Genomic DNA, 23,048 nt, shown 5'->3' on the forward strand with positions numbered 1-23,048 from the left:
GCAATAAATTTTTGCTGCTCGGTAGAGTGTTGAGTACAACGGAAAGCTCACACTTTTACAAAGTGCTCTTCTGCTACATTCAATGATACAGCACAACCAAATGCATTCATCACATGAAAGTGTTAAGGGAAATTATCCCCCATTCCATATAGCTGCTTTTATCATTGTAATAAAAAAACACTATCCCTATTTAGGAATAGTGTTTTTTGATACATATTGCAGCCTATGCGTCGTCATCGTCGCCCGTTTCAATCACCATCTGTTGGTTTTGAAGCACTTTCACTGTAAATGTAACAATCATTTTCTCCACAATTTTAGTGAAGCAGCCTTCTCCTACCGGCCCCTCATTGTATTGATGACGATTTGTCGCCTCATCCCACTCCAGGATTGTACTGGATAACAGTTCACAGAATGGAAGCTGATTGTAATATTGAGTACTGAATTGATGGAATTGGGAGATATCACTGGATAGGAATTGGTCTTTCTCAGGGTAGCCTCTTCCAAGATCCTGCTCTCTATAAAAATCGAATTCACTGCGGGTGTTCGCCACTGGCAGTTGTACCGGAGCATCTAAAGGAATATTGGAAACGCACTCAAATGGTACTCTTACTGTAAGTGACTTGATATCAGAAGCCACACAATTTCCTTCTTTATTGTAAATAGGTGTAGCGTACTGGATATTTTTACGAACATAGCCTTTGATGACAAGCGGGAATGTTCCGTTATCAGAGAATGCCGGGGCTCCTACTGGAGGTGTCAAAAGACGGCATTGTACAATTTCAACTCTCTTTTTGACATCCTTGATTTCCATAACTGGTTCAGGAAAGTGGATATCCGCTACAAGGTTGGTCGTAACTTCTCTGACAGCCAATTGAACAGGAACTCTGATTGTTCTTAGGACGTCATCTGGTACGATTAATGTTTCGCCTTCAGTATTGGCACACTCCCCAACGTTAGCTGACTTGCTTACTTCGACACAATCACGTTTAGGATGATGATGTTTTTCACTCATTGTATTTCCTCCTTATGTTTTTTCCTTCACTTTATCCTATGCGTACGAGTCTATTAAGCTTGGTTATATGTATCAGGACATGCGTGGATTTTATTAGAAACTTCCCGGATTCAATACATTGTGCAAAAAAAAGCCTCTGGGTACTTGCACAGTGTTTCTCACTCACCCATAGGATTCAAGAGAGGAGGAGATAATGATGAAATCGTCCAATTTTTTCGCGGTTGATATCGGTAACAGCTGGTACAAAGTACTCTCATCAGATTGTGGTATCATCTCGGAATACCAAATGCCTAATGCCATTGCCTTATTCGACGACGAATTTTATGAAATGCCTTATGACGAAGAAGATGTGGAATTAGAAGAAAATCTGATCGTTGAGGTAAAGAGTCCCGCCGTCGATAATAAAAGAGAATTATATTACGCTGGAAAATCAGCAGCGAGGCAAAGAAATGTCAGCCTCACCTCTGTCAACAATCAAAAGGTTGATGAAATTCGTACTTACGTATTGCTTTTCTCTATTGCTGCCTATCACGCCCTGCTCATTCACGAAGATGCAACTGATATAGTTTATGAAATCGATCAACTGGCGGTCTCCCTGCCAACTACCCAATATAAAGAAAAGAAAGAGCAGTTGAAGCAGCGGTTAATCGGAACGCACTCCATCATCCTTCATAAAGTGCCGGGAGTTTCCGAGCCTAAGGAAGTATGTGTAAAGTTGATGATTAAAGATGTGATCGTCGGAGCTGAAGGAGCATGCGCTTACCTTGGAATGACCAGGGACCAGGAAACCCTGGGAATTAAAGACGATGAGCTTGTAAAGGATTCTGTTAAAGGAGTGCTGATTGGTGACCTTGGCGGGGATTCAGTCGATTTTGTAGGAATCAAGAATAATAAACCAGTGGCGTCCGTTGAAGGAGAACATTTCGGAATTAATCAATTTCTTGATATCATCATTCAAAAGGTCAGCAAAAATGAGTTGTATAAATTCGATTCCAGGTCAGAACTTGAAGAAAAACTCGCTGCAGGCCAATCGGAATGGTATGTTGAACCTTTTGCAGGAGTTCGTAAAGATATTAGTAAATATATAACTCCTCAATTAAAATCCATGGCCATCAAATATTTGGAACTGTTTGATAAAGTCAGGAGCAGTTCAAATGAAATTAAAGGGGCTTCACGCTATATAGCAGTTGGGGGTGCCGCCAAGCTGGCACAAAAGCAAATTCAGGAAGCAGCCGTAAGGTGGACAGATAAAGGGCGCCCCATAAACCTTTACTTCCCTGAAGACCTTGAAAAACTAAATGTAATGGGACTCATGATCCTGGCGAAAATGAATCATCTCAAAAAACAACATCAGGAAGAAACTAATGACCTAGCAGCCGCAAGGGGTTGATCGGTATGGGAGAAACGTACACGGATTATGTCAACCGAGTGGCCATCACAATTCCGGAGAAATACATCGATATCAAGACCGGCGATAGTCATACTGTTTCTAAGATTATTCAAGAACAGATTGAATACCATGCTCATAATCACACCCTGGCCCACCTTGTATTTTCCGCCCTCGATCAATACTTTAAACCTAATGCAAGAAACGGTACAAATGCCGAGATCCTTCAAGAACTCGAAACTATAAAAACCCTGCTGCAGCAAGGGTATAATCCTGGAACCGGAACCCCTATCGTCCCAGCTAAAGAGCAGCTTACCCCTAAACCATTGAACATGCGTGACCTGAACGATATACTCGAAGCCTTCGGGGGCTGACACCCTGGAGGTTTTTTATTTAGGCAGTTTTCATAAAGCAAGTTGATAGTCTAGCAGCGTTTCAAAATGCCTCGTCATTATTTACCGGCAATACCCCGGTATGAGAAAAAAGAGCTGCTTTTACCCGATGAGCATGGGAGAATCCGGCTCATCGGATTTTCCGAAGCAACATATATGCCAAAACAGCCTAGTAAAAGAACGAGTATTCAACACCTTTTATAGTAAGACACAAAAAAACCGGCTCCCCATCAGGAACCGGTTTTGTGATTGGTGGTAGTATGTAGGCCGCATTTGCCGTAAATCGTTTAAGAAAGTTTTAAACCACCACTCCTCAAAGTGGGTGTTTGCAGAAACGTTCTTGTCTTCCGCTATTCGAGGCGGCATGACATTCCGGTTTCGATGTAAAACTCCCTATTACAGTTTAAAGGTTAAAACTTTATTATCATTACGAACAACGCAGCTTATAGTAGTATATTACCTCATCAAGATTAGAATTTCAAGCACAGTTTTTTCCATTATTCCGTAATGGAATTTCACAGGCAGTTTCTTCATTACTCTTATGTCTCACTCAGAACTTTTTTCTCAAAACTCGGAGCACAGATTCTGTAAATGGGCAAAAAAAACCGGATCCCCATCAGGAACCGGTTTTGTGATTGGCAGTATGTACAGCCACAGTTGCCGTAAATCGTCTAAGAAAGTTTTAAACCACCACTTCTCAAAGTGGGTGTTTGCAGAAACGTTCCTGTCTTCCGCAATCATGGCGGCATGACATTCCGGCTTCGATGTAAAACTCCCTATTACAGCTTAAAGGTTAAAACTTTATTATCATTACGCACAACGCAGCTTGTATTTAGTATCTTACCTCATCCTTCTACGAATATCAAGCACATTTTCTTCCAGGTTTCGAGATGAATCCCTCACTGGCTCCTGGTTTAGATGTAAAAATTTACATGCTTTGGAGACCAATGATTCGAGACACTAAGGTAAGAGAGTTTCCTTTAAAGCGGTATGTCTGGTTTATTAATTACTAGTGCACTCGCCTAGAGACATAAGTTACCCGAAAATTGACTTCCCATGTACCCACCTCACTCTTCTGGGTACATGAGTTGCATGAAAAATGACTACACATGTATCCACCTCGCCCCTCTGGGTACATGAGTTGACTAAAAAATGACTACACATGTATCCACCTCGCTTCTCTGGGTACATGAGTTACATGAAAAATGCCGACTCATGTATCCAACTCGCTTCTCTGGCTACATGAGTTACTTAAAAAATGACGGCTCATGTATCCACCTCGCCCCTCTGGGTACATGAGTTGCCTAAAAAATGACCACTTATGTATCCACCTCGACCTTCTGGGTACATGAGTTACTAAAAAAATGCCGACTTATGTATCCACCTCACTCTTCTGGGTACATGAGTTGCCTGAAACATGACTACACATGTATCCACCTCGCCCTTATGGGTACATGAGTTCTCTGAAACATGACTACACATGTACCCACCTCGCCCCTCTGGGTACATGAGTTGCCTGAAAAATGCCGGCTTATGTATCCACCTTGCTTCTCTGGGTACATGAGTTGCCTAAAAAATGACCACTTATGTATCCACCTCGCCCTTCTGGGTACATGAGTTACCAAAATTGAGCTCTCTCATGTATCCACCTCGCCCCTCTGGATACATGAGTTGCCTGAAAAATGACCACTTATGTATCCACCTCGCCCTTCTGGATACATGAGTTGCCTAAAAAATGACCACTTATGTATCCACCTCGACCTTCTGGGTACATGAGTTACCAAAATTGAGCTCACTCATGTATCCACCTCGCTTCTCTGGGTACATGAGTTACTTAAAAAATGCCGACTCATGTATCCACCTCGCCCTTATGGGTACATGAGTTGCATGAAAAATGACTACACATGTATACATCTCGCCCTTCTGGATACATGAGTTATCAAAATAGATCCCTCTACTGTATCTACCCTACGCTTGTGGATACAAGAGTTACACCAAAATAAAACCCAGCCCTGTAATCTAAGCTCATTCTTTTATAAACGATAAAACTTAAATTCATATGTATAACGGTTATCCACGAGTACTTGGTGCTTTTAAATAATTCAAAAGCGAGCAGCTGCAAGACAATATATGTGACAAACTCATATAAGGAGGATATTCTATATTATATCCCATTGGAATAGTCTACTTTATTCCCTTTTACCTACAAGATAAGGAGGTGTAGTAAATGAAAGTTGTATTGGCCTCACCTGACTTTCATCAGCAGCGGGGAAATACCGTGACAGTTCAAAGGATTGCAGACGGATTGGGAAACGCGGGTGTAGAAACCGAAATTGTTTCAATAACGAAAGAACCTGAAATTTCTTCTTTTCCTGAAGCGGAGCTGATTCATGGTTTTCACGCTTATAAATTCTTTACATTCAAAAAGAAATTGAGTGAGAACCATATCCCCTTTGTCATCACTATGACCGGAACAGACATTAATCATGATTTATATGATTCACAGAAACGAGAAACTGTCCTAACATGTTTAATGGAAGCAGCCGCCATAACGGTTTTTGACAAAAATGCAAAAGAGACGCTCCTCAAAGAAATCGAGGGCATTGAAGCTAAGATTCATGTAATACACCAAGGAACCAGCTCACTGAATGCATCAAATATTTTTATTCCAAAAGAAGAAAACACCTTTTTATTTGTTCTTCCAGCCGGGATTCGTAAAGTAAAGAATATTCCATTCGCCATCCATGCATTAAAAAAGTTACACTCAACCTATCCTCATATCCGGCTGCTGCTTGTTGGACCTATCATTGAACATGACGAAGGAGAACGAGTAGAGGAACTAGTGAGAGAGAATCAAGAATGGATCTCCTATATTGGACAGCTTCCCCACCGAGAAATGGGAGCCGTCTATGAACATGCGGATGTTGTATTGAACACATCTCATTCCGAAGGGCAGCCCGCAGCCATTCTGGAAGCCATGGAAAGAGGTCTTCCAGTCATTGCCTCTAATAATTCCGGAAATCGGAACATTGTAACACATGGAAAGACTGGCTTGGTGTACACTAATGAGATCGAATTCCTTGATTATGCGGAGGATTTGCTCAATAATAACGAAATGAGGAAAGAATTTGGCAGTTCAGCCAAATCTTTCATACTTCAATATCATTCAAGGGAGTATGAAACGCAAACCCTGCTATCGATTTACAAGCAGGTCCTCTCTAATGCAGTACCTATTTCAAATAGAAATGACTAAGGAGTGATTCCGTTATGACAAATAAAGAAAAGATCAAATTAACATCTTTGTCTTCAAAGGGCGGTTGAGGATGCAAAATTGGTCCTGAAGACCTGGCGCAGGTTCTGCGTCATCTGCCTCGATCTGTAGAAGATCCCAATTTACTTGTCGGCCTTGATACTTCCGATGATGCCGGCGTTTACAAAATCAATGAAGAAACAGCACTCGTTCAAACCCTGGATTACTTTACTCCAATTGTGGACGACCCGTATATGTTCGGGCAGATTGCTGCTGCAAACGCCTTAAGTGATGTGTATGCAATGGGCGGTAAGCCCATCACCGTCATGAATATTGTCGGCTTCCCTATTTCCACTTTGGATAAAAGCATCCTAGCTGATATCCTGTCAGGTGCTTCCGATAAAGTCATGGAATCCGGAGCTGTTCTAGTCGGGGGCCACTCCATTGATGACCAGGAGCCTAAGTTCGGGTTATCGGTCACTGGGGTTGTTCACCCTGACCGGATAAGATCTAATGCTGCCGCTCAGCCCGGCGACAAACTAATCCTGACGAAACCGATCGGCGTGGGAATCTTGACGACAGCTATCAAGAACGACAAGCTTCCTCAGAAAAACATTGAGGAAGTCATGGAGACTATGGCAGCCCTGAACAAGGATGCAGCAGAAGTTATGGACTCCTTCCCTGTTAATGCATGTACAGATGTAACAGGATTTGGACTACTTGGTCATGCATTGGAAATCGCTGAAGGAAGCAAGAATGGCATTACAATTGAAAAGGATTCTGTTCCGCTTCTCCATATGACAAAAGAATTAGCTCAACAGAATATCATCCCGGGCGGTTCTCGTAAAAATCATAAATGGCTTTCAGACAGAGTTGATTATGATGAATCCATATCAGAAATCGACCAGTTAATCCTTTGTGACGCCATAACATCCGGCGGCCTTCTGATCTCTGTTCCTGAGGAACACGCAGAAGCGCTGAATAATGAGTTGAAAAACAGAAACTTAAACTCTGCGATTGTCGGGACCGTAACAGCAGAAAGACCCGGCAAGTTGTTTGTAAAATAAAAAGGGCTCCTATTGAGCCCTTTTTTATGGATATCTGACATGAAAAGACCTTTTTCTCATTGTAAATAAGAAGTATATAACTTTTAAAAGAGGTGCAACACATGAAAAAAAGCTTTTTCCTTACATTATTGATTTTCCTTTCCCTGATTATTGCGGCGTGCGGCAATACAAAGGAAAATAGCAGTGGGAATAATGGAAACACCGATAATGCAAACAATGCTAATGAAGCATCAGAAAGTGAAGCCTTTACCATCGGCGTCATCCCAGCCCAAACGGAAGGATCGATGGAAGGTGCTATGGAAAAATTGCAAACGATCCTTACTGATGAAATGGGCAGAGAGGTCAAGGTGGAAGTCTACCCTGATTACAATGGTGTCGTTGAAGCCATGAATTATGACAAAATCGATATGGCTTATTTCGGACCTCTGTCATACGTTATCGCAAATGAAAAAAGCGGTGCAAAAGCCATCATTACACAATTAATTGACGGAGAACCTTTTTACCACTCTTACATCATTACACATAAAGATAATCCTTGGAATTCTCTAGAAGATTTACTGGAAGACAGCTCTGAAGTGAAATTTGCTTTTGGAGATCCAAACTCTACTTCAGGTTCACTCATCCCTTCCATCGAATTGAAGGACCGTGAAGTTTACCGTTCTGAAGATGATTATGATTTTGAATCTGTCCGCTTTACAGGTTCACATGATGCTACGGCATTAGGTGTCTTGAATAAACGAATTGATGCAGGTGCCATCGACAGTGCAATTTACAACCAGCTTGTCGATTCCGGAAAGGTGGACGGTGAACAAATTAAGACGATTTGGGAATCCGAGCCGCTGTTTCAGTATCCATGGGCGGTTCACCAGGATACCGATGAAGAAACCATTGAAGCTTTGCGTTCAGCCTTTTTGGGTATAGAGGATCAGGAAGTACTTGATGCTTTTGGAGCTACAGCATTCACTGAAGCAAGCAATGAAGACTACGAAAGCATCAGGCAGGCAGCCCTTAAAGAGGGACTTATCGAAGAATAGAGTGATTAGGCGTGTGGTTTAAAAAGAGAAGCATCTTTACTTTCCTTATATTGATGTTCTTTGTTTACGTCAGTATGAGGCTGACAGAATTTGATCTATCCAAATTTAGAGATTTTCGCAATATGATTGACTTTTTATCGCAGTGGTTTCCAATGGATTTTTCACTTTTGCCTAAAATGGTTGAAGATGGATTGGAAACATTGGCAATGGCGTTTTTAGGAAGCTTCTTCGGCCTCCTGATCGCCTTGCCTTTGAGTTTTATTTCAGCCAAAAACACCTCTCCTTCCTCCCTTCTCTATCATATAGCAAGAGTGGGACTGAGTTTTGTTAGGTCGGTGCCTGAGATTGTTTTTGGTTTGATTCTTCTGACCGCGTTAGGTCTTGGTCCCTTCCCTGCGGTCATTGCCATCATGATTCATAATATTGGTGTCTTAGGAAAGCTCATTTCAGAACTCATAGAGGCATCAGATTCCGGTCCTCAGGATGCGATGAAAGCTGTGGGAGCAAAGAAATGGTTCGCTTACTTCTTCAGCATTCTGCCCCAAATCTGGCCAAATGTCCTTTCTCATTATTTTTACCGGTTCGAAGTGGCGATTAGGACTTCCCTTGTTCTGGGGTTTATCGGAGGCGGCGGGATCGGTCAAAGACTATTCAACGATTTTAAAACTTTTCAGTATTCATCCGTTTCACTCGATGTACTGATTATCATGATCATGGTTATTGCGGTCGATTTCCTGGGCAGCTATGTACGAAATAAAGTGATATAGGAGGCAGAGAAAATGTTAACCATCAAGGATGTCAGTGTGCGCTACAGAGGATCTGAACAAGCTGCTCTGTCTTCAGTCAACCTCACCTTTTCAGAAGGAGAATTCGTATGTATTCTAGGAAAAAGCGGTGCCGGTAAGTCTACTCTTATCCGCACGATCAATGGCCTGCAGCCTGTCTCAGAAGGAGACGTATTTTGGAATGGAAAGCCGCTTTCCGCTAACAATGAAGAGGAAGCCCGAAAAGCCAGAAGAGAAATGGGCATGATCTTTCAACATTTTAATCTTGTCCCCCGACTTTCTGTCATGCAGAATGTGCTGACTGGCATGTTCGGCTACCGCCCGACTTTAAAAAATCTGGTCGGCTGGTTTACAACCGAAGAAATTCAGAGAGCCAAAGATGTTATCTCAGAAGTCGGCCTCTCCGATTTTTCAGACAGACGGGTGGAGCACTTAAGCGGCGGCCAAAAGCAGAGGGTCGGAATTGCCCGCGCTCTCGTTCAGAATCCCAAGGTCCTCCTGGGAGATGAGCCGGTTGCCAGTCTCGATCCCGGTACGTCCAATCATATTTTTTCCTTAATTAAACAGATGCATGATCAGCATAACCTGCTGACCATCATCAATGTGCATGATGTGTCACTGGCGAAGAAATTTGCCGATCGCATCATTGCATTAAAGGACGGCTCTGTAATCTTTGATGGCATTGCATCAGACTTTACAGAAAAAGAATACATGGAAACCTACGGATCAGAGAATTACCAGCATGTTTAATAGAAGGTTCTTTTCGTAAACTATGTTGCTACTCTATACTAAATCCCAAAAACATGTTAATAGAGGTAAAACTGGTAAATCCAAAGAGAAAAGAGCTTTTATGCTCTCTAAGAGATTAAACTTTTAGTATCCAGGGATAAATCCGGCTTTGGGATTTTTACGAAAGCAGCAAGATAGGAGAAAAAAGCCTAATGGAAAGGAGCGGGCACCATGCATAGAAGTCCATGAGTGGTAGATTCAACCAGGGTCGTGTACGACTCTAATGATAAAAACATCATAACTATGCTTCCACCCGGCGGCAAAAAGACTGTCATGCTGACTTTTGATGATGGACCAGGAAGAGTTCTTCCTGAAATCCTTGCGATTCTTCAAGAAGAAGAAATCAAGGCTGCTTTTTTCTGGCAGTCACGCCTTCTCCATCCAGGTCGGCCATGGAGAAAGGTTCTGGATCACGGTCATATCATTGGCAATCACTCCTGCTCGCACAAAAATCTCGCCCGGCTTCCTTTCCATGACCAGCTTGCAGACCTATCCAGGTGCAAGGAAAAAATTGAAAGCTTAACAGGACAAAAGGTAGATTATTTCCGCCCGCCTTTTGGTCAATATAACAGCGATACTATTGCAGCAGCAAACCAGCTGGGGATGGAAACCGTACTGTGGAGGATTGCCTCGCTGGACTGGGAGCTGAAAGATGATCCAGTAATGATTTTGAACTACGTAATCGATCATTTGGAAGACAGGGCCATCATTCTTCTGCACGAATTGCCGCAGACTGTAGAAATCCTGCCCGCTTTGATACATGAAATCAAGAAAGCCGGGTATGATTTCGGGCTGCTTGATAGATGATATTTCATACTTCCTTGTTTCTCTGAAATGAACAGAAACCAAAGAATCCAAAAAAGCAGTGTAGACTCAGCAAGAGAATACCCTGCTTTTTTTAAAGGATTTCACGCTAGGCAGAACTTTACATATATTTACATAATTCTATTGCAAAGATTTCTATTAATTCGGGTATAATTGTTTAAATTGCAACAAAGATTAAGAGTTTCCATTCCAAGGGCATACCTTCCTCTTCCCCCTGTGAATAGTGAATGAGAGGGAAATAGTATTCGAAACAACAATCTTTTAAGGCACACACTGTTCTAAGAGAGAAAAAATGTTAGTTTTGGCTGTTTATTTCTTTATCCTGAATAGTAATTAGTTGCTTGTTTTATCTTATTTTGCACATTAGAAATTTACATAGTCAGCTCTTTCAGATTATAATAATTTATTGCAATATTTCTTCCTTTAAATGAAAGAGTTAAATCACTTAAAAGATTTTGCTGGGAGGCTATAGAATGACTGCCTATACTAAAAATGTCAATGGCTCTGATTTTCACTGGGACATGGAAAAAGGAGAATTTCATTTCGAAAATGATGAAGTTGTCTTATTCTGGGTCAATACAGCTTTTAAAACCCTGCTTGATTCTATAGAAGAAATAGCTGGAGAAAATGAAGCAAAGCTGGTCTTGGAAACAGCTGGATACCGTACTGGTAAGACTGTAAGCCAATTCTACAGTAATACCCTTGGTGAACCGGAAGAAATCCTTAAAAAACTCCCTAACACCTACTTGACTGCCGGTTGGGGTAAAACAGATATTATTTCCGTTTCCTTTGAAGACAAGCAAGCTGTAATACGTGTGCAGAACGGCTGGGAGTATAAAGTAAATACTGCTCAGAAAAAAGACCATGAAGGTACCTTCCTCCCTGGTCATTGGGCCGGTGTATTTTCAGGTTTGTTTGGGGAGACCGTCTGGTACGAGGTCACCAAGAGCCAGATTGAAGGTGACCAATTCAGTGAATACAGGTTTTTCCCTTCCTCAGTAACTCCTTCCCTGAATGTATCTACCCTTATTCAGGAACAGAAAAAGGCTGCCCAAGAGGAAATTGAGAACGTTACCCGTGAACGGACAGAATTCTTGTCTGAAATGATTAAAGAAATTTCTTCTCCGATTATTCCAGTTATGGAGTCTATCTTAGTCGTTCCATTAGTGGGGCGCTATAATGAACTTAGAGCTGAAGAACTTCTAGACAGAACGTTACTGAACCTGCCTCTCTATAAGGCCACACATTTAATTGTGGATTTGACAAGCCTTAAAGGGGTGGATGATTACACCCTTTCTTTCATTGATAAATTTATCCATGCCACAGCAATTCTTGGGACAAAATGCATCCTTGTTGGAATTTCAGCAGAGCTGAGCATGCAGATTACTAATCGCGGACACAAAATCAACAGGGTCCCTTGCTACTCTATGCTTCAGAATGGTGTCATGCATGCATTGGACGAACTCGGACTGAAACTCACAAAAAAATAAGTTTTTAATCAAGCATTAAATCTTCCTGATTTAATGCTCTTTTCTGTTTCAGAAGCCTTGCATCTTCCTTATCAAGGTATTGAGAGTTTGGACACATATCTATACACAATCTTTTTAAGCACTTTCACCCCTTTCTTTTTGCCAGACCATCCCGATCGTGTGCCAGCGGCGGCTGCTCGAGCCAGCCATTCTCGATTAAAAGCTGGGCTCCTTCATTAGCATAAAGTCCGATTTCAGCCAACATCCGTGTGTAATCCGCTGCAATATCCCTTCTCTGCGAGACGGCCAAGCCTGCACCATAAAAACCAATTGCAGCAGAAACAAGCAAGACGATATGATTCAGCATCAATTTTTCCGAATAAGGAGAGATAATGCTATCCGTTACTTCCGAGGCAAATGTCGGTGGTGAAGACAAGTCTGCTTTCTGCAAAGTATCCCTGAAAATAGAAAAATGCTTTTCACATATATCCTTTCCAAGTAAAAAGAATTTTTGAACCGCCTTGGATTTACATACTTGTCCAAAAGCTATTTCCAAAGTGATCTTTACAACTGTTTTTTGCATATTATAACTGATTCCGCTGATTTCTGATGCAGTTAGCGGGCGTTTTTTACCAAACCAGCCTGCCATATAACGCTGCTGATCGATCATATCCACCCCATCAGCAATGTCTATATTGGGCGGTCTGGTATACAGTCCTTTTTTCAGCATCAGATCGACAATTCTTTTGTATAGCTTCATCGCCGCCAGATTGCATTCCGTAAAATAATCTATCTGGTCTTCTCTTGCTGAATTCCCGACAGCACCGGCATACCCTGTCATTCCATGAAGGGTCATGACATGTATATAAACCAGTACGAAAGTATCCGTAAATAAAGCTGGAGCATTCATATTGACATCATTCTCTATCGTGAATCCCATAGGAATCGGATGACCCTCTCGGTTAAAGAAGTCGGTAATTTTACTTAGATGAGTCTGAGCCATTGAAATAGACTGGTTCAGCACTTCTTTAATCTCTTCATCTTTCACCTTACTGACTGCATGCGTCAACATACAAATGGAAAGAGAGTCATTTATATACTGTGTCCACAGATTGGCTGTCTCTGCTGAGGAAAGCGAAACGATATGAGTACTTTTTTCCACAAAAACCCTCCACCTCTTCATTATTCTTTTCTATATAATTCTCTCCAGCCAGCCTTCTCATTCACTATTCACCTGGATTTTTTCTCTTTAAGTTATAATGAATCCATATGGGGAAAAGTATTGTGGAAGCTTAGCCAAATCGAACAAACTGTTTGAAGCTGGACTGAAAATACGAAAGCAGATTTACAAAGTTAAGAAATGGAGGTCTTTTCATGAAAAAATGGGCATTTGTCTCAGATTTTGATGGTACTATTTCGGAACAGGATTTTTATGATCTTGTTATTGAAAAATATTACGACGAAGGAAAACAGTTATACACTCAATGGAAAAACGGGGAAATGAAGGATATCGAATTTCTCGGTGAAGTGTTTAAAAATATCAATGAAAAAGAAGAAAACCTTATTGACGAAATACGAAAAATGCCGATTGATGAATTTGCTATGGAATTTATCAAAAAAGTTCAGCAAAACGGCGGTGACTTTTTTATCCTCAGTGCTGGAACCGACTATTACATCAAACACCTCCTCGAAAGCTACGGAATCCAGAATGTGAAAATCTATTCGAATGAGGGCTATTATAAGAATGAAGGTGTCCACTTAAACCTGGATGAATCCCATCCTCATTACCATGAACGATATGGAATTGATAAGTCCATAGTCATTCAAGACCTGCAAAAAAAGTATGAAACGGTTCATTTCATAGGAGACAGCGAACCGGATACGCACCCTGCCGAGCATGCAGATCTCGTATTTGCTAAAAAAGCATTACAGGATATGCTTAAAGAAAAAAAGATTCCTTTCGTGCCAGTGAAAACTTTTGAAGAAGTGGATGCATATCTGAGCAAAGAAGGCTGTTTTCACAACTGAAAATGATAAAAGTTTGAGAGATATAGACCGCTACTTTGAAACCATGACTCGTTCAGGTGAAGAGTCTTCTTTTAAAATTGAGACTTAAATGGATGAGGTAAATGAACAACTGGCGTCTGGTTTCAGGCGCCCCCCCCTTAGTTTTAGATATGCAGGATGGTGCTAGTTTCTACATTTCATAAATAGCTTCTTTTTCAGGAAAAGCTTTTTCTATAAGGCTCTTTTCGTAAACTTTGTTGTCATTTAGGATAAAATCGATAGATTCGCCTACTTTGACCTGAAATATCCCCGCAAGAAAAACACCCCTTTTCTCAACTTAGTCTGAGTATAAGAGGTAATCGCTCAAAACACACATATATTCATCTCATCACCTTTATAGTGTTCAACAACAAAAATCCCCTCTTTTCTTTTCAAAAGGGGAAAACAATATGGATTCACTTAACAACCTTAAGGAGGGTCATTTCTTATCTCGATGAGTAAATTCCTTCGACTTTGTATGCGACTGCTTCAGTGAGTTCTGTTGTCATTTCAGGGAGAATCGAATTCAACAAAGGGTTGACCATCTTAGCAAGCGGACCTTCTGCGTTAATTTCCAGGTACCCTGTCATTGTTGATGAATTGGTTCCTATTGCTTCTGCCTGAAAATATCCCTGCCCATGGAACCTCTCATTGATCCCTGTCAGGTTAAAAGTAACCATTGAAGGCTCCTTCCAGTCCGTTATATTCACCTTTAAATGAATTTTCTTCTTCAAGAAACCCACTTCTGTCTTGAACTTCCATGTAGATTCCTTGTCATTGAAAATCTCATGTTCCATATAACCAGGAACCAAGGGTGCCCAGATATCCATCACACTGACAAATTTCCAAAGCTCCTCTACCGAAGCTTCCACTTGCATTTTATGAAGGCCTGACGGCATACGATCTCCTCCCAGATGTCTTCTTGTGCTACTTTATATCATATTAGAAAGAGCGAAGGTTATTACAGAATTTCCTGCCGTTTATCACGAAAACACTGATTACGAATTCAGCTGCGGAGGAAAAGCAGCTGCTGTGTTCCATTGAGGATCTTTTTAATTTGCTGAAAAAATACAATTTGAAGCAGCCAATTTTAAAGAGATAAGTGCATAAAAAAGAGAGCTGAATGGTTCAGCTCTCTTAAGTGTCTTTATTAGTCTTCAATGACAACCTTTTGCATTACATCGCCATTTCTAAGGCTTCTTGCCGTTTCCAGACCGGAAGTGACTTTACCGAATACAGTATGAACACCGTTCAGATGCGGCTGGGGCTCATGCACGATGAAGAACTGGCTTCCGCCTGTGTCTTTACCGGCATGTGCCATAGAAAGTGAACCAGCTTCATGCTTATGAGGGTTTCCTTCTGTTTCACAAGGGATTGTGTAGCCGGGACCGCCAGTGCCTGTTCCTTGTGGACAACCTCCTTGACTTACAAATCCCGGGATGACACGGTGGAAAGAAAGACCATCGTAGAAACCTTCTTTCGCAAGCTTAGAGAAGTTTTCAACTGTACCTGGCGCTTCATTCGGGAACAGGTCAAATTCTACCTTTTCACCATTCTCAAATTGTATGTATCCTTTTTTAGCCATTGTATAACACTCCTATTCATTAGAAATCAATTATTATAATACCATGATTTTCTTCAGAAGAAAAAGATTGTGAAGGATTAAGAGAAATTTGGTGGACAATCAGCACCAATTACTGCCGTATGCTCATTGTCCGCCCATTCTTTTATCCTCTTCAGGCCACTGCTGGGCATCTGCCTTTACCAGTCCGAGAAGCCGTTCTCTTCTTTTCATTAGATTCGATACTGCAATATTGAATTCTGGCGTAGATTTCAAAGGCAACCCTTCATCACGCAGAGGTTCTAAATTTATTGGCGGCGGTGTATTTACAGCAGGTTTAAAAAATACCTTATGAAGGGTCTCCAGGTAATCATCCACACTGGATCTTGCTTCCTTTAACCACACTCTGTTTGGCTTGTATTCCTCTTCAACCCCGAATTCATAAACCGTTAGAGCTTCATCCAATATCGCCAATGCAACAGCAGAGGACTCACTGTTTTTTTCAGAATGGTAATAATGCAAAATCGGATACGCCTTATGCTGCTGTGTTAGAATACTTAATTGCGAAGACAGGTCTTTCAGCAGTAAGTCGATACTGTGATAGTCCTTTCCGTTCCAGCTTTGTTTAAGTACTGTTACCCAGTTCCCTCCTTGACCAGTGACATTTTTAGCAAAAGAGCGTTTCTGGACAACTCCGGTGAGAACAGAAACTACATAGGAAACAGACAAAGTAATAAACAGCATTCCGCTCCCTGTTGCAAGGGTAGTGACTAACTGCCAGACTCCTTTTTCAGGTATATAATCTCCTATCCCCAATGTGAACAAGGTGAAACCAACATAATAGACCCTTTCCATCCAGGATGTAACGGGCGTCATATCAGGAGTAAGAAGAATGGAACCTGCATCCGCTGTGAACACCAGTGTCCAGCCAATCCATAGCAGCAAAATCCATGTTATCAATGTCAGCGACAAAACCATGGGGCCAGCCAGCCTTAACATATTAAAGTGTTTATTGCTTATTCTTCTTAAAATGAACCAGCACATTTTACCCATTCTTCTTGATAAAGGGCCTCCCCCTCCATCAACCCAGATGGTTGTCCATAATAAGTCGACAGCTACTAGAAAAAGGACTGATATGCCTAAGATAAGATAGAGTTCATTCAATTTTGATCTTCCTTTCCAATGACTCGAGTTGTTGCCGATAGTTGTATAAAATACCCGTCACCCTGCTTTCACAAACATAAATTGGAAAGGTAACGATTTCCCCTTCACATGTTTAAATATCTATGTTAGGGTATACTACAGTAAGGCTCCTCCCGAATTCTATTCGCTTGTTGCGGGACACTTAACCACTGTACGGATCGGGAGGGGCCTTTACTGCCATCATACATACGACAGAAAAAGCTTGCAGCCCATGGGCTGCAAGCTTTTTTGGTATAGATTACCTCTTCTCTAATTTCCAATCTCCCTTTATACTGACTAGTTGGAGGATGGTGAACGGAAATGGCAGAATTGAAGCAATTTATCTTTTTTGACTTTGAAATGAAGTGTGATGACAGGGGCATGCCATATGAAAACATGGAAGCCATACGATTAGGCGCAGTTAAATATGATTTACAAACCCGAAGAATAACCAGCTTTGACCGTTATATCCAGCCCGCCTCAAGAGAGCCGCTCAGCCCTTTTTGCAAGAATCTTACTGGAATCAATGACGGAGATCTTGAAACAGCCGACCCTTTCCCAGTCGTATACAGTGAATTTCTATTCTGGATAGGCGGTGTCAAGAAGTCCCGTTTCTTCTCTTGGTCCAAGAGCGATTTATCCAGACTCAAAATAGACAGCCACCTGCATGGACTGCCTGCTGTCACTCTCGAGAAAATCGAAAAACGATATGTGGACTTTCAAGATATCTTCAGCAAAGGAGTCTCCAAGGTTAATCTTTCAGTTGAAAATGCCCTCGCTATTTATGGTTCACCCTTTGAAGGGGAAACGCATCATCCTATGTATGACTCTTATAATACTCTGCGGGTTTTTCTCCATTATTACAGCGAGCCCGTTACTTCTGATATTGAAATGGCAAGAGCCTTTATTCTGAACGGAGAAGAGATAGAACTTGCCACGATTAACGAGAGGATAAAAGAAGTGCTGACCCTCGATATCGCAGAGCTGACAGACAACCTGCATTTCGCATACCGCATGACAAACGCTAGAAAATTTCTTAAAAAAGTAAGTAAAACAGTTGGAAAGTATGACAATATACTACTTAACCGTTCAGGTATATTTTCAGAAGACGTCCAGCATCTCGTTCATCAGCTCCATGCTTTCAACAAAAATCTTCACGAGTCCTTCCAAGAACATCTTGAATGCTCGTCAAGAATAATGATCATCGATGATTACTCTGAAACCGCATTAAAAAACTTGAAGTGAAGCCATAGGCTGCCTTCTGCATATTCAGGCTCTTTGTCTGATAAGAAGCACCATCATCATACCAAACAACCCAACCACGCCAACCAGCGCACCAGTTAAGGCAAACGGCAGGCTGTCCCATCCGCCAAAGAAAACAGCTGACAACAGGGCAAATACCCCTCCTGCCAAGGCTACTATATAAAATGCAGCAAACCGCTTTGATCTCTTCACATTCCGGCTCAAAGCCAAAGTGACGATCAACAGCAAAATACTTCCTATAACGAGCATTGTAACACGACCCTTCTAACGGTTAGTCTATCAATTTCAGAATAGCAGTGGATTTTATGTAAATGAACTAAGAAAAAGGAATGGAGAAATATCTCCACTCCGTTATTGTATCCATGTCACAGCATCTGTGTGATGGTTCTTATCAAAGTGTTTCACTTCCAGGTTCGGCATCTTATCTTCCATCTTCGCGCCCATCTCGACCCACTTCTTGTCGCTGACTACCGCTACTTTATTGAATTCGTGCATGTGGTCCTTACCGAAAAGAAAATCCTCTTTCAGGGCTTTCATGGAAAAGTCCATATCATTTACAACTAACAGAAGATTCATGTCTTCATTAGGTGTCTTCTTTTCATGAAAAGCTTTTTCAAACTGCTGCATATCGTCTTTGGTGTAATCTCCTGTCACTTCTACTTCCAGCAAGTCATTTCTTCCACTTGGAATAATTGTAATCATATTTCATTCCTCCTTAATCGATGTCTTATTCCGTTTATACCCTTCTTTTCCAAGGAGTTAAACTTCACGGGCACACCAAAAAAGGTGCAGTATGCTAAACTGCCTTAACCCCGGCCTCTACGTAACTTCTGACCAGCATCCATTTTCCGTCCACCTGTTTGAATGTATCAAAAAACAAATTAGCAGTCTCCAATGGCTTTCCGTTAATGTTCATGGAAGCCGATATCACTGCCATCACCTCGTCTTCCCGCAATGAAGAGGTCCACATGGTTTTCAGTATCCAGCTTGAATCGCTTTCCTTCACATATTGAAATCCCTGGTCCCATCCTTGAATCGATTCCTCATACCCAAAATCTACAATCTGCCCATTTGATGTAACTTCTCTTGCCTTGTAGTCTTTAGAAATCAAGGCAGCAAGCTTTTCTATATCTGATGACGCCCAGATCTCTGTAAACTCCTCAATAAATGATTCAAACTTCATGTTCATTCTCCTTTCTTTTAATCTCTTAATAAGACTTTTCTTATATACTTTCACGTTGTGATATATGTTAGTTCTATGAGTGCATCTTGCAACTCTGTCAGCATTACCCTTTCCCAAAAGAAAAACACAGATCAACGTTTTCTTTCACTCTTCTTTAAATTCTGGAGAAAATATCGTAAAAGTTTTCACTTGCTATATCAATCAGAAAAAGGGAAGGAGCATTCATACCTCCAATCACGGAATATTATTAGTTGCGGCGTGCTTTTCACATATCCTTCAGATCTAACTTCACTTAAGGATTCATCATTCTTTGACAATCGATAAATTGTTTACCTTGGAATCTCAGCTTATAAATATCCGGCATCTCCAGCCTCTTCCAAAATTCAAAATCATATCTCTTATCGAAATAATTCATAATCAATACCATAAGATTTCCATGGGTTCCAATGACAATATTCTCTCCCTCATAGTCTTCTAGTACATTAAAAAGTGACTGAACTCCTCTTGTCTGGGCAGCCAGATTGGATTCCCCGCCTTCCCAGGAGAAGTTCCAGTCATTCCACACCTTGTTGATGGCTGACTGAAAATCTGCTGCCGGAGTTTCGGTCAACGTCCGCTCTTTAAATCCCTCAATATGTATAATTTCTTTTCTGTAATGACTGGCAGCTCCTTCTATAGTCTGCGCTGCCCGCACATAGGGGCTGGAAAGGAAAACATCAACATCATTTGCCGACAGTATTTCTGTGATTTTTTCTCTGTCTTCCATTCCCTTCTCTGATAAAGGTCTCGCCAGTTCATCCGGTGTATATACAGAATGAGCATGCCGCACCAAGTAAATTGCAGTAACCATAAAACAGCTCCTTTTCTCTCTCAGTTTTCACATACAATACGAGTAGTTATCTGTTTAGTTAGATCGCACAAATTCATATAAATGGTTGATATTAGAGTGCTGATTAAAATGCTTTTATACAGCACGATATCCTTCTAAACTTCAACTTTATTCTGCTTAACATGGATTTACATTGCGATATCCTTTTAACCCACTACTTCATGCTGATTAAGATGCTGCTGTAAAAAATCTCACGGTCCTAATGTCTCTCCAACCTTTTCAAGAAGGCATAATCCACCTTGTCGACAGGCTCCTCTAAGCAGGATTTATCCCATAAGATGATCTTAGTGGTTTCCTCATTTTCTTGGAAGGGATCAAGGGTTTCCATCTCACCAAGGAAGACAGGATTATACTTTACAAACCCGTCTTCTTTTCTTACTTTCATTAAACCTAAAAAGTTCAATTCGTCCGGCATTTGTCCTGTCTCCTCGAACAACTCCCTGAATGCGCACTCTGATATGGTTTCATTCATTTCCCTTTTCCCCGCGGGAAGTTCCCATTGGTTCCTCCAGTTATTAAAGCAGAGAAGAAAATCACCATTCACCTTAATGACAGCATAAGAACCTGCTATAGGATGAAAGCTGTCTACATCTGACTCCTCAATCGGAATAAAATCAAGGAACTCCTGTCCGTTATTCTTCTCATTGATCAATAGACTTCGCTCCTTTTTCAGCATAATAAAAGGATTTAGTTGGTCTGTTTATTAATCCTATCAAAATAACAGCCACGAACAGCATCAGCAATGATGCGGTGATAATGCTGTACCTAAGCGGGAACAACTCTCCTGTAAAACCAATAAGCATTATGAATATGATCTGAAGTATGCTTTGCAGCACTCCGAATAAACTTGTAAACCTCCCCATCAGATCAAAAGGAACATTATTTTGGTAAAAGGTCATAAAGCCTGTCCCCCAAAAAGGATTGAAGAAACCCAAAACAATGAAACCGGCAGCAGCCGTCCAAAAAGAAAAGGAAAAGGCGTAGAATAGGTACCCGGCAGAAACCAATAAAAATCCTGAGCTCATCAAAAGCTTAACAGACAGCTTTGCTGAAACTGCAGAGACAACCATTGCACCAGCAATCGAACCAATTCCCGTTATACTGATCAAGAACCCGTACTCTGCTTCAGTAAGAAGCAGGATCTGCCGGGTAAATACAACTTCCTGCGCATCCATGGCAAGAGCGGCCACCATGAAAAATTGAGATATGAAGTAGACCGCAGCAATATATCGATGAGTGTAAGAGAATTGGTAAATGACCTTCCAATCTTCTTTCAGTACTGCAAGTGTGATTTTCGTTCTATCCAATCCAGCTTCCACATTTGGCAGTAGATAAAGCACTGCTGCTGAAAACAAGAATGATACTGAATTGATCCAGATTGATGCCTCTACTGACGAAACAAGAATGAGAACACCGGAAACAGCCGGTCCTACCAGAAAGGCACTGGAGGTAATCAAGCTTCTGAATGAATTGAATCGTTTTCTTTCAGCTTCTGGTATCAATCCAGTAATGTAGGCAATAGATGCAGGTTCAAAAAAAGCTTTTGACACCGACAGAAAGAACAATATCATATAAATGAATAAGATCGATTCGCAGAAAGGGATAAGAGCAATAAATAAGGCTCTCACAATATCAGTTGAAATCAGTAAATTGCGTTTATTCATCCGATCAACAAGGCTGCCAGACCAGAATTTTGTAAGAAGCGAAGCAGCCGGACCGATAATCCACAGCCCTGCTACTGCAGCCGCAGAGCCAGTCAACTGCAAAACAAGAATATTAATTGCCACCAGGTAGATGAAGTCTCCAAAAGTGGAAATGCCAAGTCCCAACAATAATAGATTATTTCTATAAGATAGAGTGATAATAAATCCCCCATAAAAAGCGTCATTCTCATCAATTCTGCTATTTCATCAAAGATTCCTTTAGCAAAGAGGAAAATTCACCAATTTGCCATTATCATTATTCCTTTTCACTTAAATATAATCCGATAGATAAGTAAAACCTTCTTAAAAAGACATACTATACAAAAAGTCTAGATCCATTCAGGTGGTTTGGTAACGATGAAAAGAAAACGAAAAAGAAGAAATACCCGTTATTTTGTTTTATTAGGTATATTTCATTGCCTTCTGCTGCTAATAGTTTTGGTTAGAAAAAGACAGCGGATAACCTTGGTGCTGCTGTTCACCAATATTGGTTTCGCCTATTTATTCGATTATCTGATTTTAAATCTATTCAATGCCTACACGTACAAGCCTCAAGTCATGAAGAACCGCTCCCTGGATAACATTTTTGGAGCTATTCTATCTCAAGGTGTTTATGTTCCCGTAGGTGCTACATTTATTACGGCTTTCAGAGGGGACTGGAGATGGAAAATATCCTTTAGTCTCTATTTTTACTTTATAGAAAAACTATTTTTACAGCTTGGACTTTATACAGTCCATTGGTGGAGATCTTACTATACACCAATATTTTTATTTCTGTATTTTTATCTTAGTGATGGTGCGTATATCGTGTTGAAGAATAAAAAGAAATGGGCTTTAATGACCGCACAATACTTATCCTCAGCAGTTGTGGGCGTTTCCTTGTTGTACGCTACAGCAGCGGGCAGAAAATTGCGTTTTGGGTGGAAACAGCGCCATTCTTGGAAGGAACACTTCATGATAGCACCACTGTATAGCATGTTTCTTTCCCTGCTCGGAACACTGGTCTCTTTTCAGGCTAAGTTTATCTACAGGCTTCTACTCTTAGTGTGGTGCACATGTTTGGATTTCATCTTAATGAAGACAGGCATATTAAAAATACAAAGCAGGCAAATTTTAATGAATATCCCTTTCCATGTGTTTATGGTTTACTTATCCAGTTTCCTGAACAGAGCTATTTATAGGTGGGGAAAGTAAGGGCTGATTACTGCTTT

The 23,048-nt window shown here is 41.0% G+C and carries 23 protein-coding genes and 2 other RNA genes; 12 read left to right on the top strand and 13 right to left on the bottom strand.

From position 1 onward, the window contains the following. Positions 1-223 precede the first annotated feature (223 nt). Positions 224-1,012: a CsxC family protein gene (locus FZC79_RS15980; RefSeq protein WP_148947773.1), complete on the bottom strand. Its 789-nt coding sequence runs from the start codon at positions 1,010-1,012 to the stop codon at positions 224-226. 196 nt (positions 1,013-1,208) lie between these two features. Here FZC79_RS15980 and FZC79_RS15985 point away from each other — a divergent pair, with 196 nt between their 5' ends. Continuing rightward, positions 1,209-2,402, top strand: coding sequence for a ParM/StbA family protein (locus FZC79_RS15985; protein WP_148947774.1), 1,194 nt, complete (start codon positions 1,209-1,211; stop codon positions 2,400-2,402). A gap of 5 nt (positions 2,403-2,407) precedes the next feature. Continuing rightward, a complete protein-coding gene (locus FZC79_RS15990) occupies positions 2,408-2,773 on the top strand; it encodes a hypothetical protein (protein ID WP_252183362.1) in 366 nt (121 codons plus the stop codon). A 278-nt stretch (positions 2,774-3,051) separates the two neighbouring features. On the opposite strand, the gene ssrS (FZC79_RS15995) is transcribed toward FZC79_RS15990, so the two are convergent. Together ssrS (FZC79_RS15995) and ssrS (FZC79_RS16000) are read right to left on the bottom strand one after the other, a co-directional pair. Next, a non-coding RNA gene (gene ssrS / locus FZC79_RS15995) (6S RNA) lies at positions 3,052-3,239 on the bottom strand. A 196-nt stretch (positions 3,240-3,435) separates the two neighbouring features. Continuing rightward, a non-coding RNA gene (ssrS, locus tag FZC79_RS16000) (6S RNA) lies at positions 3,436-3,622 on the bottom strand. A 1,396-nt stretch (positions 3,623-5,018) separates the two neighbouring features. On the opposite strand from ssrS (FZC79_RS16000), the gene FZC79_RS16005 reads away from it, so the two are divergent. The 7 genes from FZC79_RS16005 to FZC79_RS16035 all read left to right on the top strand — a co-directional run bounded on the left by FZC79_RS16005 (position 5,019) and on the right by FZC79_RS16035 (position 12,031). Continuing rightward, the gene (locus FZC79_RS16005; protein ID WP_187442824.1) at positions 5,019-6,044 is read left to right on the top strand and encodes a glycosyltransferase; all 1,026 of its coding nucleotides are present in this window, start codon (positions 5,019-5,021) and stop codon (positions 6,042-6,044) included. A 14-nt stretch (positions 6,045-6,058) separates the two neighbouring features. Further along, on the top strand, positions 6,059-7,108 hold the full coding sequence (gene selD / locus FZC79_RS16010; RefSeq protein ID WP_187442825.1) for a selenide, water dikinase SelD: 1,050 nt from the start codon (positions 6,059-6,061) through the stop codon (positions 7,106-7,108). Positions 7,109-7,209: 101 nt separating this feature from the next. Continuing rightward, entirely contained in the window at positions 7,210-8,142 is a 933-nt protein-coding gene (gene phnD, locus FZC79_RS16015; RefSeq protein ID WP_148947777.1) for a phosphate/phosphite/phosphonate ABC transporter substrate-binding protein, read from the top strand. A gap of 11 nt (positions 8,143-8,153) precedes the next feature. Beyond that, a complete protein-coding gene (phnE, locus tag FZC79_RS16020) occupies positions 8,154-8,909 on the top strand; it encodes a phosphonate ABC transporter, permease protein PhnE (RefSeq protein WP_148947778.1) in 756 nt (251 codons plus the stop codon). A gap of 12 nt (positions 8,910-8,921) precedes the next feature. After that, positions 8,922-9,677, top strand: a complete 756-nt coding sequence (gene phnC / locus FZC79_RS16025; protein ID WP_148947779.1) for a phosphonate ABC transporter ATP-binding protein — start codon at positions 8,922-8,924, stop codon at positions 9,675-9,677. Between the two features lie 228 nt (positions 9,678-9,905). Then, on the top strand, positions 9,906-10,523 hold the full coding sequence (locus FZC79_RS16030; RefSeq protein ID WP_252183363.1) for a polysaccharide deacetylase family protein: 618 nt from the start codon (positions 9,906-9,908) through the stop codon (positions 10,521-10,523). A 491-nt stretch (positions 10,524-11,014) separates the two neighbouring features. Then, on the top strand, positions 11,015-12,031 hold the full coding sequence (locus FZC79_RS16035) for an STAS domain-containing protein (RefSeq protein WP_148947780.1): 1,017 nt from the start codon (positions 11,015-11,017) through the stop codon (positions 12,029-12,031). 124 nt (positions 12,032-12,155) lie between these two features. Here FZC79_RS16035 and FZC79_RS16040 read toward each other — a convergent pair whose 3' ends face one another. Further along, the gene (locus FZC79_RS16040) at positions 12,156-13,172 is read right to left on the bottom strand and encodes a DUF3231 family protein (RefSeq protein ID WP_187442826.1); all 1,017 of its coding nucleotides are present in this window, start codon (positions 13,170-13,172) and stop codon (positions 12,156-12,158) included. 212 nt (positions 13,173-13,384) lie between these two features. Between FZC79_RS16040 and FZC79_RS16045 the strand changes: the two genes are divergently transcribed. After that, entirely contained in the window at positions 13,385-14,038 is a 654-nt protein-coding gene (locus tag FZC79_RS16045; RefSeq protein ID WP_148947782.1) for an MtnX-like HAD-IB family phosphatase, read from the top strand. 464 nt (positions 14,039-14,502) lie between these two features. Here FZC79_RS16045 and FZC79_RS16050 read toward each other — a convergent pair whose 3' ends face one another. The 3 genes from FZC79_RS16050 to FZC79_RS16060 all read right to left on the bottom strand — a co-directional run bounded on the left by FZC79_RS16050 (position 14,503) and on the right by FZC79_RS16060 (position 16,781). Next, the gene (locus FZC79_RS16050) at positions 14,503-14,955 is read right to left on the bottom strand and encodes a CoxG family protein (RefSeq protein ID WP_148947783.1); all 453 of its coding nucleotides are present in this window, start codon (positions 14,953-14,955) and stop codon (positions 14,503-14,505) included. 251 nt (positions 14,956-15,206) lie between these two features. Beyond that, a complete protein-coding gene (locus FZC79_RS16055) occupies positions 15,207-15,641 on the bottom strand; it encodes a peptidylprolyl isomerase (protein WP_148947784.1) in 435 nt (144 codons plus the stop codon). Between the two features lie 123 nt (positions 15,642-15,764). After that, positions 15,765-16,781 carry a potassium channel family protein gene (locus FZC79_RS16060; RefSeq protein ID WP_252183364.1) on the bottom strand — a complete coding sequence of 339 codons (1,017 nt, stop codon included), beginning with the start codon at positions 16,779-16,781 and terminating at the stop codon, positions 15,765-15,767. Positions 16,782-17,120: 339 nt separating this feature from the next. Between FZC79_RS16060 and FZC79_RS16065 the strand changes: the two genes are divergently transcribed. Then, entirely contained in the window at positions 17,121-18,044 is a 924-nt protein-coding gene (locus tag FZC79_RS16065; protein WP_148947786.1) for a 3'-5' exonuclease, read from the top strand. Positions 18,045-18,068: 24 nt separating this feature from the next. Here the strand turns inward: FZC79_RS16065 and FZC79_RS16070 are convergent, their stop codons facing one another. The 6 genes from FZC79_RS16070 to FZC79_RS16095 all read right to left on the bottom strand — a co-directional run bounded on the left by FZC79_RS16070 (position 18,069) and on the right by FZC79_RS16095 (position 21,966). Then, the gene (locus tag FZC79_RS16070; RefSeq protein ID WP_148947787.1) at positions 18,069-18,311 is read right to left on the bottom strand and encodes a DUF412 domain-containing protein; all 243 of its coding nucleotides are present in this window, start codon (positions 18,309-18,311) and stop codon (positions 18,069-18,071) included. A gap of 102 nt (positions 18,312-18,413) precedes the next feature. After that, a complete protein-coding gene (locus FZC79_RS16075) occupies positions 18,414-18,764 on the bottom strand; it encodes an STAS/SEC14 domain-containing protein (RefSeq protein ID WP_148947788.1) in 351 nt (116 codons plus the stop codon). 94 nt (positions 18,765-18,858) lie between these two features. Further along, positions 18,859-19,245: a nuclear transport factor 2 family protein gene (locus FZC79_RS16080; protein ID WP_252183365.1), complete on the bottom strand. Its 387-nt coding sequence runs from the start codon at positions 19,243-19,245 to the stop codon at positions 18,859-18,861. A gap of 292 nt (positions 19,246-19,537) precedes the next feature. Next, positions 19,538-20,095 (bottom strand): histidine phosphatase family protein, encoded by a 558-nt coding sequence (locus FZC79_RS16085; protein WP_148947790.1) that lies wholly within the window; start codon positions 20,093-20,095, stop codon positions 19,538-19,540. Between the two features lie 238 nt (positions 20,096-20,333). After that, the gene (locus FZC79_RS16090; protein WP_148947791.1) at positions 20,334-20,786 is read right to left on the bottom strand and encodes an NUDIX domain-containing protein; all 453 of its coding nucleotides are present in this window, start codon (positions 20,784-20,786) and stop codon (positions 20,334-20,336) included. Continuing rightward, positions 20,776-21,966, bottom strand: coding sequence for an MFS transporter (locus tag FZC79_RS16095; RefSeq protein WP_286365375.1), 1,191 nt, complete (start codon positions 21,964-21,966; stop codon positions 20,776-20,778). The genes FZC79_RS16090 and FZC79_RS16095 overlap by 11 nt, the downstream gene beginning before the upstream one ends. Positions 21,967-22,194: 228 nt before the next feature. Here FZC79_RS16095 and FZC79_RS16100 point away from each other — a divergent pair, with 228 nt between their 5' ends. Continuing rightward, positions 22,195-23,031, top strand: a complete 837-nt coding sequence (locus FZC79_RS16100) for a hypothetical protein (protein ID WP_148947793.1) — start codon at positions 22,195-22,197, stop codon at positions 23,029-23,031. Positions 23,032-23,048: the final 17 nt, after the last annotated feature.

Source organism: Rossellomorea vietnamensis (assembly GCF_008180615.1).
GTDB classification, from domain to species: domain Bacteria; phylum Bacillota; class Bacilli; order Bacillales; family Bacillaceae_B; genus Rossellomorea; species Rossellomorea vietnamensis_D.